This window comes from Citrobacter sp. Ce104, assembly GCF_030334595.1.
Taxonomy (GTDB): domain Bacteria; phylum Pseudomonadota; class Gammaproteobacteria; order Enterobacterales; family Enterobacteriaceae; genus Citrobacter; species Citrobacter europaeus.
This window is the reverse complement of record NZ_JAOWDP010000069.1, coordinates 621,371-633,287: the sequence shown is the minus strand read 5'-3', so window position 1 is coordinate 633,287 and position 11,917 is coordinate 621,371. Positions and strand designations below refer to the sequence as shown.

At 50.5% G+C, this 11,917-nt stretch carries 15 protein-coding genes and 1 pseudogene; 7 read left to right on the top strand and 9 right to left on the bottom strand.

The window, feature by feature from the left end; genetic code table 11:
* Positions 1-77 precede the first annotated feature (77 nt).
* From OGW16_RS25780 to OGW16_RS25775, 3 genes are all read left to right on the top strand, one after another.
* Positions 78-635, top strand: a complete 558-nt coding sequence (locus OGW16_RS25780) for a recombinase family protein (RefSeq protein ID WP_172860452.1) — start codon at positions 78-80, stop codon at positions 633-635.
* 99 nt (positions 636-734) lie between these two features.
* The gene (locus OGW16_RS26520; protein ID WP_089663794.1) at positions 735-974 is read left to right on the top strand and encodes a DNA polymerase V; all 240 of its coding nucleotides are present in this window, start codon (positions 735-737) and stop codon (positions 972-974) included.
* Positions 975-976: 2 nt separating this feature from the next.
* Positions 977-1,366, top strand: a complete 390-nt coding sequence (locus OGW16_RS25775; protein WP_200000598.1) for a HumD family translesion DNA polymerase — start codon at positions 977-979, stop codon at positions 1,364-1,366.
* Here the strand turns inward: OGW16_RS25775 and OGW16_RS25770 are convergent, their stop codons facing one another.
* Entirely contained in the window at positions 1,367-2,035 is a 669-nt protein-coding gene (locus OGW16_RS25770) for an SOS response-associated peptidase (protein WP_200000599.1), read from the bottom strand.
* Between the two features lie 151 nt (positions 2,036-2,186).
* Complete coding sequence (locus OGW16_RS25765) at positions 2,187-2,483, bottom strand: YciI family protein (protein ID WP_003020675.1); 297 nt, start codon at positions 2,481-2,483, stop codon at positions 2,187-2,189.
* A 224-nt stretch (positions 2,484-2,707) separates the two neighbouring features.
* Between OGW16_RS25765 and tonB the strand changes: the two genes are divergently transcribed.
* Entirely contained in the window at positions 2,708-3,424 is a 717-nt protein-coding gene (gene tonB, locus OGW16_RS25760) for a TonB system transport protein TonB (protein WP_200000774.1), read from the top strand.
* Between the two features lie 83 nt (positions 3,425-3,507).
* Here the strand turns inward: tonB and yciA are convergent, their stop codons facing one another.
* The 4 genes and pseudogenes from yciA to OGW16_RS25740 form a co-directional block, all read right to left on the bottom strand.
* Positions 3,508-3,909: an acyl-CoA thioester hydrolase YciA gene (gene yciA / locus OGW16_RS25755; RefSeq protein WP_003020670.1), complete on the bottom strand. Its 402-nt coding sequence runs from the start codon at positions 3,907-3,909 to the stop codon at positions 3,508-3,510.
* A gap of 164 nt (positions 3,910-4,073) precedes the next feature.
* Positions 4,074-4,613 (bottom strand): septation protein A, encoded by a 540-nt coding sequence (locus OGW16_RS25750; protein WP_043016136.1) that lies wholly within the window; start codon positions 4,611-4,613, stop codon positions 4,074-4,076.
* A gap of 53 nt (positions 4,614-4,666) precedes the next feature.
* Positions 4,667-5,410 carry a YciC family protein gene (locus OGW16_RS25745; protein ID WP_003020663.1) on the bottom strand — a complete coding sequence of 248 codons (744 nt, stop codon included), beginning with the start codon at positions 5,408-5,410 and terminating at the stop codon, positions 4,667-4,669.
* A 28-nt stretch (positions 5,411-5,438) separates the two neighbouring features.
* Positions 5,439-5,525 (bottom strand): annotated as a pseudogene (locus tag OGW16_RS25740) (YkgJ family cysteine cluster protein); the annotation flags it as partial.
* A 283-nt stretch (positions 5,526-5,808) separates the two neighbouring features.
* Here OGW16_RS25740 and ompW point away from each other — a divergent pair.
* The 3 genes from ompW (at position 5,809) to OGW16_RS25725 (ending at position 8,514) form a co-directional block, all read left to right on the top strand.
* Positions 5,809-6,447 (top strand): outer membrane protein OmpW, encoded by a 639-nt coding sequence (ompW, locus tag OGW16_RS25735; RefSeq protein ID WP_043016137.1) that lies wholly within the window; start codon positions 5,809-5,811, stop codon positions 6,445-6,447.
* Positions 6,448-6,580: 133 nt separating this feature from the next.
* Entirely contained in the window at positions 6,581-6,856 is a 276-nt protein-coding gene (locus OGW16_RS25730) for a hypothetical protein (RefSeq protein WP_200007108.1), read from the top strand.
* Positions 6,857-7,041: 185 nt separating this feature from the next.
* Complete coding sequence (locus OGW16_RS25725) at positions 7,042-8,514, top strand: GGDEF domain-containing protein (RefSeq protein ID WP_286519272.1); 1,473 nt, start codon at positions 7,042-7,044, stop codon at positions 8,512-8,514.
* Between the two features lie 32 nt (positions 8,515-8,546).
* Here OGW16_RS25725 and trpA read toward each other — a convergent pair whose 3' ends face one another.
* The 3 genes from trpA to trpCF are packed head-to-tail and all read right to left on the bottom strand — an operon-like array spanning position 8,547 to position 11,915.
* Complete coding sequence (trpA, locus tag OGW16_RS25720; RefSeq protein WP_199994759.1) at positions 8,547-9,353, bottom strand: tryptophan synthase subunit alpha; 807 nt, start codon at positions 9,351-9,353, stop codon at positions 8,547-8,549.
* Positions 9,353-10,546, bottom strand: a complete 1,194-nt coding sequence (gene trpB / locus OGW16_RS25715; protein ID WP_043016140.1) for a tryptophan synthase subunit beta — start codon at positions 10,544-10,546, stop codon at positions 9,353-9,355. Before trpB ends, trpA begins: the two co-directional genes overlap by 1 nt.
* Positions 10,547-10,556: 10 nt before the next feature.
* Positions 10,557-11,915, bottom strand: coding sequence for a bifunctional indole-3-glycerol-phosphate synthase TrpC/phosphoribosylanthranilate isomerase TrpF (gene trpCF, locus OGW16_RS25710; protein WP_047413470.1), 1,359 nt, complete (start codon positions 11,913-11,915; stop codon positions 10,557-10,559).
* Between the last annotated feature and the right edge of the window lie 2 nt (positions 11,916-11,917).

Here is an 11,917-nt window from a genome sequence, read left to right as displayed (position 1 = left end):
TCCCAAACCAACGTTTGCGAAAATGAATATTTCAGGTACAGATGGCATGATCCCAGCTTTTAGCGAAGAGATTTATCATGCTTATTGGCTATGTACGCGTGTCAACAAATGACCAGAACACTGCACTCCAGAGAAATGCGCTCGAGAGTGCAGGATGTGAGCTGATTTTCGAAGACAAGATCAGCGGTAAGGTATCCGACAGACCAGGATTAAAAAAGGTGCTCCGGATGCTATCTGAAGGCGATACGCTAGTGGTATGGAAGCTGGATCGGCTCGGTCGCAGCATGCGACATCTTGTTGTGTTAGTGGAGGAGCTGCGGGAGAAAGGGGTTAACTTCCGGAGCCTGACGGATAGCATCGATACGAGTACCCCTATGGGGAGATTCTTCTTTCATGTAATGGGCGCGCTGGCTGAAATGGAAAGAGAGCTTATTGTCGAACGCACCCGGGCAGGGTTAGCTGCAGCGCGCGCTGAAGGTCGGATTGGCGGTCGGCGACCAAAGTTAACGGAGGAACAGTGGGCGCAAGCTGGAAGACTCATTGCTGCGGGTGAATCTCGTCAACACGTGGCTATTATCTATGACGTGGGGGTGTCTACGTTGTACAGAAAATTTCCGGCACTTGTAAAATCATAGCCTTGCACAGTGGTGATGAACGATAGTTTTTGTCTGTCTTGCTCTGCACTTTAATTAATTATACTGTATATATAAACAGTATTATTGAGAGGTAAGACGATGCCACGTTATTACGAAATTGAGACAGCTTTTCGCTCTGCGATTGTAAGGGAGCCAAGTGGCCGTAGAACGGTCACGACAAGGGATTTTGTCCGGGAACTGAAGAAAGTTAACTGGGACTTCTCACTCAAAGATGCCAATGCCTGGATCGAATCCAGTGTTAGTACCTTTAAAGACATATCAACTGTCGAAGGGGAAGAGCGTACTTTCATGCTTTTTAACCCAAACGGAGGGCTATAGTCATGGGGTTCCCTTCACCGGCCAGCGATTACGTTGAAACAAGGATTTCCCTCGATCAGCAGCTAATCAACCAGCCTGCGGCGACATATTTCATGCGGGCATCGCGTTCACATTTCAGGGAAGGAATACTCCAGGGGGCGCTGCTTGTTGTGGATGCGTCGCTTTCAGCCTGTGATGGCTCGCTGCTGATATGTGCAATAGACGGGGAGTTCAGAATCAAGCGATACCGAACACACCCTCAGCCCCACCTGATTAATCTGGAGAACGGGAGAAGGGAAGCACTGCCTCAAGACGGTGATGGCTACAATTCCTCACACGCTATATTCGGGGTGATCACGTACATCATTAATGATGCCAGGAATGCGGAATTTGATGATTGTCCGGTAATGTAATCATATTGTCTGTATTAGTTCTGCTCCCTGATTTTTCACATTCCCGACGGCACGTGTTACGGCATGCCATATGAATTTATCAGCCGGCACGGAACCGTCGGCCGCAATTTCCGCAGCTTCTTTTCCTCCAATGTCCTGCCTCATCCATTCGCGAGCGGCTTCTGGTGATAGTACCAGCGGCCGCCTGTCGTGAATATCTACCAGTCCTTTGTCAGCCGCAGCTGTAACTATCAGGAATCCTTCTGCTTCATCTCCACGTTCGAATGGTGTGCTGCCGATCGCTGCCATGTATATTGGCTGACCATCGGCCCGATGAATGAAGAAGGGTTGTTTCTTGTCGCCTTCCTTTTTCCATTCGTACCAGCCATCAGCAAAGCAAATTGCGCGACCATGCTGCCAGAGTGGTTTAAACATTCTGCTGGTGGCCGCAGTTTCAGAGCGTGCGTTAATTAGCGGTGGTTTATCCCACCATCCGGGGGAGTATCCCCAGATAACTGGATCAAGATGGAGTTTCTCGTCACGTTCGCTAAGAAGCAGAACTTTGGTACCTGGAGCCACGTTGAAACGTCCGATCGGTTCCGGGTCATATGGAATGTCTCGTTCGACTTCTTCAGCGAGAAGGGCGAGATAATCTTCTCGCGTCATTGACTGTGAAAAGCGTCCACACATAGAAACCTCCAGCCATATGTCAGACTGAAAGTATAGGTGGTAACTAAAAGAGAGGGCGCGTAGATTAATGTGTACCTAAATGCGCCCTTAATTTGGGTTTTGGATGTAGTTGTTTGCTTATATGTTTGAATTTAAAGTGAGTTTTTTAAATTCAAAAAACCTTTTTGTACGGTTTTACTGAAACCTGCGCATAAACGCCTGCCGCCACATACGGATCGGCTTCAGCCCACGCCTGCGCGGCTTCTAAAGATTCAAATTCTGCAATCACCGTTGAGCCGGTAAACCCTGCTGCACCCGGATCGTTACTGTCAACCGCTGGCATGGGGCCTGCAGTCAGCAAGCGGCCTTCGTCATGCAGGAGTTGCAGACGAGCCAGATGGGCAGGGCGTACAGAAAGACGTTTTTCGAGAGAGTCTGCAATATCTTGAGCGTAAATAACGTACAGCACGGGTAGAGCTCCTTGAACGGTAAAAGGTCATATTTACGTTATTGGAAAGGCCTGATAACTGCAACGGAAAGATAGCTGATATGTTAAGGCCATACTATGGAAATGGTTTTTTATCATAAAATCGCGTTTTAAATGCCAGTTAGCTTCACGGTCTTATTGAATATGATTGCTATTTGCATTTAAAATCAGGGCCTGGTTTTTTTACTGAAACGATTATGACTTCAATGACCCTTGATTTACCTCGTCGCTTTCCCTGGCCTACGTTACTTTCAGTCGGCATTCATGGTGCTGTAGTGGCAGGTTTGCTGTATACCTCGGTACATCAGGTTATTGAACTGCCTGCGCCAGCGCAGCCGATCTCCGTTACGATGGTTGCGCCTGCCGATCTTGAACCGCCTCAGGCCGTTCAGCCGCCGCCGGAACCCGTCGTCGAGCCTGAACCGGAACCAGAGCCGATCCCGGAACCGCCAAAAGAAGCGCCGGTAGTGATTGAGAAACCGAAGCCCAAGCCTAAACCGAAGCCAAAACCGGTGAAAAAGGTGGAAGAGCAGCCGAAGCGTGATCTTAAGCCAGCCGAGCCGCGTCAGTCGTCTCCGTTTGAAAATACTGCGCCTGCGCGTCCAACGACCAGTAGCGCCCCGGCAACGACTAAACCGGCGGTGAGCGCACCTTCTGGTCCGCGAGCCTTAAGCCGTAATCAGCCGCAGTATCCGGCGCGTGCCCAGGCGCTGCGCATTGAAGGCCGTGTGAAGGTCAAATTTGACGTAACCTCGGATGGCCGGGTTGAAAATGTAGAAGTTCTGTCCGCACAGCCTGCGAATATGTTTGAGCGTGAAGTGAAAAATGCAATGCGCAGATGGCGCTATGAGGCCGGTAAACCAGGTTCCGGGCTGGTGGTGAATATTGTCTTCCGCCTGAACGGCACAACGCAAATCGAGTAAACGTCAGGCCGAATTTGGCGGTCCGCCGCCTGCCGGTAATGATCAAGAGTATGATTACCGGCAGGCGGTGCTGGCGCGAGCGATCAGGCCAGGGTAGGGATTGGACGAGGTTTACCGTCTTTATCAACGGCAACATAGATAAACAGGGCTTCGGTGGCTTTATAGCGCTGGCCGATAGGTTCTGAAGCAACTTTCTTTACCCAAACTTCAATATTAATGCTGATCGAAGTCGTCCCGCGCTTCACGCAGCGAGCATAGCAACAAACCACATCGCCTACGGCGACCGGGCGCAAAAAGCTCATTCCTTCAACCCGCACCGTGACCACACGACCATGTGCGATCTCTTTGGCCTGAATAGCGCCGCCTATATCCATTTGTGACATCAGCCAGCCGCCAAAAATATCACCGTTCGCGTTGGTATCGGCAGGCATAGCCAGAGTGCGTAAAACCAGTTCGCCCTGGGGAGTGTTATTCGTTGTTGTCATTGTAGAACCGACTATAGAGAAAGATTACAGGCGCGATGCTACTAGAATTTACGCGCTGAGAACAGAGGGATGCAGCGTGTGGAGCGGAAGTCAGTCGGGTTAAAGGAGATAAGGAACGCGAGGGGATAAAAATTTGCCAGATCCGTAGATCTGGCGAGCATGTATTACGATTTATCTTCCTGCGGAAGATGGCGGTAAATATAGACTCCGCTTAGTAACGTAAAGAGTAGAGTCAGGGCGGTCAGGCCGAATACTTTAAAGTTGACCCAAATATTCTGCGGTAGCCAAAACGCAATATAGATATTCGCCAGACCGCACAGGATGAAGAAGACGGCCCAGGCTAAATTAAGTTTTGACCATACCGGCTGAGGCAGGGTCAGCTCTTTGCCTAACATGCGCTGGATCAGCGGCTTTTTCATCACCCACTGGCTAACCAGCAGTGCACCGGCAAACAGTCCATAAATCACCGTTACTTTCCACTTAATGAATTCATCATTGTGGAAGAAGATGGTCAGGCCACCGAACACGGCTACCAGAACAAAGGTGATTAATGCCATCTTTTCGACCTTGCGATAGCGAACCCAGCTGTAAATTAAAACAACAGCCGTCGCGACAATCAGCGCCGAGGTCGCCGCATAGATGTCGTAGAGCTTATAAAAAGCAAAAAAGACAACCAGCGGTAAAAAATCAAGAAACTGCTTCATTCTTCGATTCCGTCATCAAAAGCACCGGGTACAAGCCCGGAAGCGTTCAGGGTTTATTGGCGAATCAGCATGTACAGGCGGAACAAATAGATCAGCAACACGGCGGAGATCATATTGCTCAGCGTATTCGCCAATACCGCGCCTACATTTGGCGTAAGTACCGCAAAACTTGGCGCAAAAAGCAACAGCAGAGTTTTTGCCAGCAGCCAACCGATCACTGCTGGCGCAACCAGGCGCATATTCGACCATGCCAGGCGCATACTGTTGCGCATAGCGGCAAAGACACCCATTTTGTCCTGTACCAACATCACCGGTGCGAGCGCCAGCAGGATGGCCAGCAGAATACCCGGCACCACAACCAGCATAATACCGATTTGCACCAGCAGAGTAGTCAGAAAAATCAGAATAAACAGCTTAGGCAGAACCGGCGCGCTGGCACCGATGGCGCGTAATGCGCTGACCCGATGACCGGCAGAAATCAGTTGAATCATCAGGATGACACCCCCGGCGAGGATGGCATTACCAATCAAGCCGGAAAACGTCGACGCCGCGGAGGCGCGTAGCAAAATTTGCTGTTGCTCCGGGGTCATGTTCTGTACCAGATCGAACAAGCCCACGCTGCTGGTTAACTGATCGCCTTCACTGAGTTGCGCAATTTGTGCGTCGGTGGGAGAAAAGGCATGCCCTAACACCACTGTGATAAACGCGCACAACAACGATACCAGCAAGATGGTAATGAATTGATTACGGAAAAAGTTTCCCGTGTCACGGTAAACGGATTTCGCCGTGATAGACATGCACTCTCCTTGAGTTTTGCAGGTGTTCATTTGCGGGCAATTGTACCCTGGATAACTCCACAGTGGCAGCATCGCGCGATGTATGGAAAAGCATATCTTTGTAAAGCCCCGGTAATTTTTGGCTATGACTTCAGCGTCATGCAAGAACGTTGGTTGTTCTCTGCGCATCACGGACAAATAACCATCGCCATTCGGCAACGCAGGTCAGTTACTTGCGTGGCGAAAATATATCAAAATTGATCTGAATTAAGTTAACCAGGATTTTGAATGCAAGTTCTAACTTAATCTGGATCAATAAATGTTAAATTATCAAAGTCAATGTGATCCAGGTTAGATCACTTATTACTCCAATGTGGGTATATTCGTTCCGCTTTTATAACCATAACGATGGAGCGGACATGAAAAAATTAACAGTTGCAGCATTGGCTTTAACAACTCTTCTCTCTGGCAACGCATTTGCGCATGAGGCCGGAGAATTCTTTATTCGTGCAGGTTCTGCCACCGTCAGACCGACGGAAGGCGCGGGTGGTACGCTGGGAAGCCTGGGTGGCTTTAATGTCAGCAATAACACGCAGTTGGGTCTGACATTTACCTATATGGCAACCGACAATATCGGTGTTGAATTACTGGCAGCCACGCCGTTCCGCCATAAAATTGGTACTGCCACAACGGGTGACATTGCTACCGTCCACCATTTACCGCCGACCTTAATGGCACAGTGGTATTTCGGTGATTCCAGCAGCAAACTGCGTCCATACGTGGGTGTTGGTGTGAACTACACCACCTTCTTTGACGAAGGTTTTAACGATAACGGCAAACAGACTGGTTTATCTGACCTGAGCCTGAAAGATTCCTGGGGCGCGGCAGGGCAAGTGGGTATGGACTACCTGATTAACCGCGACTGGTTGATTAACATGTCGGTCTGGTACATGGATATCGACACCACCGCGAGCTACAAACTGGCTGGCGCGCAGCAGCATGACAGCGTACGCCTCGATCCGTGGGTGTTTATGTTCTCTGCGGGTTATCGCTTCTAAGTCCATGATTAAAATGATGAAAGGCTGATCGCTCCACGGTCAGCTTTTTTTATTGCCCATTTATTTCTTCCAGCCACTCTCCCCGTCGATGTAATGCTACTCTTTAAGCAAACTGGCTTTGAGGGCATTCACAATGATGTTGACTCGCTACCTGCTACAACAAAAAATCACGCTTCTGGAACCATTCACCGAAGATCAAACGGCAGCGTTTGCCGTGAGTGCCGCACGTGAATTACTGATTTATATGGATAAAATTGAGACGCTGGAAAAACGTATTGCGACTCCGGTTACACTACCTTTTTGCAGCGCCAGTCCGGTTTGTGAGATTGAAGCGGGCTACGCCGCAGGCGTGAGCGATTGTCGTGAGGCCATTCGTCGGGCAGGATATCCGATTGAGGGTGATGATTAGTTTGCATTTATGTTAACAAAAATGCGCTTTTATTGTATAAGTCTGTAACTTTAGCTCGCATAACAACGGGCTTCTAACTCATCAGCTTAGGGAAGGTTAATATTCTCAATCAACGTACAGCGCAGTTATGCAACAACAAAAACGGGTAACCGGTTTGGCAATATGTTAACTATCAGGGTGGACTCGTGAAGATTGTGCAGGACAAGCTCAGAAACAGGCAGGCACTGCTGGTATCAGGGCTCATTACGTTGATATTTACCTCGTTGTTTCTGTTTATTATTTATGAGCAGCGTATGGCTGCAGCCAGCGAAGGTGTTAACCGCCTGCAAGCGCGCATGATGGACATTTTTAACGATAACGAGCTGATCGCCGATGCAATTGGTGAGCGCTATCACCATATCAAAACGGGTGAACAATGCGGCGATATTTCACAATTTGTTCCCCGCTATGAGAATGAATGGGGTATTAACGCCGACCCAAAGCGGCTGCATTCGGCGACGGGGACAATGGTTGCCCAGCAAATCGGTCACAACGCGCTGTGTATGTATACGGCGGCGGAGTTTATTCGCGGCATGGTCAATGAGCTGAACCCAGGCAGCTTCGATGCACATCGTTATATTATTGCCAAAAATTCAGATTATTTTTACTGGTTTATGGCTTCCGATTCGCGCAATTTCAGTTTCTCTAATTCTGAAATGGCGCGGGATATTACCCAATTTTTCTATCCGCCGGTCGATTTCTATACCCGACTGTTGCAGAAAAATGTCAAAAATAAAGCCCTTAGTTCCACGAACTTTTATACCGATAAAATTACCGGTGAAAAAGCTTATAGCGTGGTGAGCTATATCTACGATCTGTCTGGTAAAGAGATATCAGACCAAATTGTGGCCTATCTGGTCTATGACCATTCAAAGCCAGAATTGCAGGAAGCGTTGGCTCAGGCATTTGACGACCAAATCCCAGCGGAGCTGAATGTGGAGTTGGTGAATTTAACCAATAATGAGAGTCTCTGCTTATCCGGTAAATGTAACGGTCAATCCCGCTTTATGGTGCGCAATTTTTCGGAGAAATATGCACTGCACTATTCACTTTCATTAGGCCGTTTTATGGCGCGCGACCCGCATGCAGGAATCGTTATGCTGCTGGCGCCGTTCTTTTTCATCATCATTAGTTTCTCGTTAAAATCATGGCTGAACGAAAGCGATCTTAAAGTTTATATTGATACGCTGACCGGCTGTTTTAATCGTCGAATTCTCGACATCATTAAGCGCCGTGATTTATCACACTGTTCGGTGGTGCTACTGGACTGCAATAAGTTTAAGGCCGTCAATGATACCTGGGGCCATGCGGCGGGCGATCGTGCGCTGCAAATTATTGCCAACAGGATGTTATCAAACACCCGCACCAGCCACGATATTGTGATTCGCACCGGCGGGGATGAATTTATGATCCTGCTGTTTCGCTCGCAGGCTAATGACGCCTTCGCAATCGCGCAACGTATTAGCGGGCAGGTGACCAGCCATGTGTTTGTGGTGGACGGCCATACCGTGCCATTGTCAGTCTCGTGGGGGATTGCAGAGGTGAACGGCGAATTGGATGTGGCGATTCAGAATGCGGATAACGCCATGTATAAAATGAAGCACAAGAAAGAGGGATAAAACCGCCAGAAGTTTCTGGCGGTTGATGTAGCTTACTGGCGGGTGGCGGCTTTCATCGCGCTGACAAAAGCTTTCAGCTCAGCCAGCATTTGTTCTGGTACCGCAACATTCTTCTCAATGATTTTCACAATCGCCGAGCCGGAAATTGCGCCAGCAGCGCCGGCTTCAATAGCACCGGCGACCTGTTCAGGCGCAGAGATACCGAACCCCTGTAAAGAAGGCGGCGCATCATATTCTTTCAATTTTTCGACCAGGTGATGCAGCGGTAACGCCGCACGATTTTCCGCACCGGTAACACCTGCACGCGAAAGCAGGTAGGTATAGCCGCGACCGTAAGAGGCAATCTGGCGCAGCAGTTCTTCATCGGCGTTCGGCGGACAGATAAAAATAGGTGCGATGTTGTGGCGCAGTGCCGCAGCTCTGAATGGCGCGGATTCCTCAACGGGAACATCGGCTACAAGCACCGAATCCACGCCCACTTTTTCACACTGGGCGTAAAACTCATCAATGCCCTTACTGAACACCAGGTTGGCATACATCAGCAACCCAATGGGAATAGTTGGGTGCTTCTGGCGGATCAGCGCCAGCATTTCAAAGCATTGCGACGGCGTAACGCCGGCGGCAAACGCACGCAGGGTGGCTTCCTGAATAGTTGGACCGTCAGCCAGCGGATCGGAGAACGGAATACCGAGCTCGAGGGCATCGGCACCGGCTTCAATCAGCGTATCAATGATTTTCAGTGACTGCTCTACAGACGGATCGCCCAGGGTTACGAAGGGGACAAAAGCACCTTCTTTGCGGTCCTTCAGCTGTGCAAACAGGTTTTCGTAACGTTCCATCAGATTTCCCCTCGCGCTTTCAGAATATCGTGTACGGTGAAAATGTCTTTGTCGCCGCGACCGGAGAGATTAACCACCAGTAGCTGCTCTTTTTCCGGGTTTTCACGCATCATTTTCAATGCGTGCGCCAGGGCATGGGAGGACTCCAGTGCCGGAATAATCCCCTCGTGCAGACACAGCGTTTTGAAGGCTTCCAGCGCTTCATCGTCGGTGATCGAAACATAATCGGCGCGACCAATGCTGTTCAGATACGCATGCTGTGGTCCTACTGACGGGAAGTCCAGCCCCGCAGATACAGAGTAAGACTCTTCAATCTGTCCTTCTTCGGTCTGCATCATAGGGGACTTCATGCCGAAGTAAATCCCGACACGGCCATGTTTCAACGGCGCGCCATGTTCCCCGGACTCAATCCCGTGACCGCCTGGCTCTACACCAATCAGACCGACGCTGGCTTCATTAATAAAGTCGGCGAACATACCGATGGCATTAGAACCGCCGCCCACGCAGGCGATAACGGCGTCCGGCAGGCGCCCCTCTTTTTCGAGGATCTGTGCTTTGGTTTCTTCACCGATCATGCGCTGGAATTCACGAACAATGGTCGGGAAGGGGTGCGGACCTGCCGCCGTACCGAGCATATAGTGCGCGGTATCGTAGCTGCCAGACCAGTCGCGCAGCGCTTCGTTACAGGCATCTTTCAGCGTTGCGGAACCGCTGTGAACCGGGATGACTTCAGCACCCATCAGACGCATACGGAAAACGTTAGGCGACTGGCGTTCAACGTCTTTCGCACCCATATAAATACGGCATTTCAACCCCAGCAGTGCGCTGGCGAGAGCTGATGCAACACCGTGCTGACCCGCGCCGGTTTCGGCGATGATCTCTGTTTTACCCATACGCTTCGCCAGCAACGCCTGGCCCAGTACCTGGTTAGTTTTGTGCGCGCCGCCGTGCAGTAAATCTTCACGTTTGAGATACAGCGTCGTGTTAGTGCCTTGAGTAATGTTCTGGCACTTGGTCAGTGCGGTTGGGCGACCAGCATAGTTTTTCAGCAGGTCTGTAAACTGCGCCTGAAATTCAGGATCTTTTTGCGCGCTGACAAAAGCTTCTTCCAGCTGGCGCAGGGCAGGCATCAGAATCTGTGGCACATACATACCGCCAAATTCACCAAAATATGGATTGAGTAATGTTGTCATGTCCTTTTCCTTAATATGCGCGCAGCGTCTGAAAGACCGAAGCCAAAAGACGTGCATCCTTGATGCCCGGCAGTGACTCTACGCCAGAATTGAAATCGAGACCGGCACAGCCGGCTTTTGCTGCGTCAACGCAGTTATCTGCGCCGAGTCCGCCAGCCAGTAAAACGTTATCCAGCGATTGTCCGCCTAAAAGTGACCAGTCGAAGCGTTGACCGCTGCCGCCCTGACCATTGTCGAATACGTATTTATCGACATGCTGATAATCACGGGCTGGCAAGGTCTCGCTGACGCTCAGCGCCTTCCAGATTTGTACCTGTGCGGGTAGCGCATCGCGTAGCGCATCAATATAGGCCTGGTCTTCACTACCATGCAGTTGCACGGCAGTGAGTCCCAAAGCAGCCGCTATTTCACGCACGTCGCTAATCTCTGTGTTGCGAAACACCCCGACGTATTGCAGCGGAGCGCCGGTCATGACCTCTCGCGCCTGTTCAACGCCGATCGCGCGCGGCGATGTGGGCACAAAAATCAAGCCACCGTAAATGGCGCCCGCTTCGTATGCCGCGTTTGCATCCTGAGCCCGGGTTAAACCGCAGACTTTATTCTCGCCAAGTAGTACGCGACGTACGGCGGCATGCAGATCATCGTGCGACATCAGCGCGGAGCCAATCAGAAAACCGTTGGCGAAGTGGCTGAGCTCGCGCACCTGACCATAGGTATTGATGCCGGACTCGCTGATGACGGTTACGCCATGACCCAGTCGCGGCGCCAACTGGCGGGTGCGATTCAGGTCAATCGACAGATCGCGTAAATCACGGTTATTGATACCAACGACTTTGGCGCCCAGAGCGATAGCACGCTCCAGCTCTTCTTCGTTACTGACTTCGGTCAGTACGCCCATTTTCAAACTGTGGGCGACGGCGGCGAGTTGACGGTATTGCTCATCATCAAGCACCGACAGCATCAACAGACAGGCATCCGCCTGGTAGAAACGTGCCAGGTAAATCTGGTATGGATCGATAATAAAATCCTTACACAGAATCGGCTGCGGTGCGATCCGGCTGACGATGGGCAGGAAATCAAAGCTCCCCTGGAAATATTTCTCATCGGTCAGGACGGAAATTGCGGAAGCATAATGTTTATATATCCCCGCAATCTGTGCCGGGTCAAAGTCATCGCGGATCACGCCTTTTGACGGAGACGCTTTTTTGCACTCCAGAATAAAGGCGGTGCGCGCACCCTGCAGCGCATCGTAGAAATCGCGAGAGCTGGGTTGAACATCATTCTGAAAGCTGGCCAGCGGTTGTTGCTGTTTGCGGGCTTCTACCCAAATCGCCTTGTCTGCGACAATTTTCGCTAAAACGGTTTGCATCA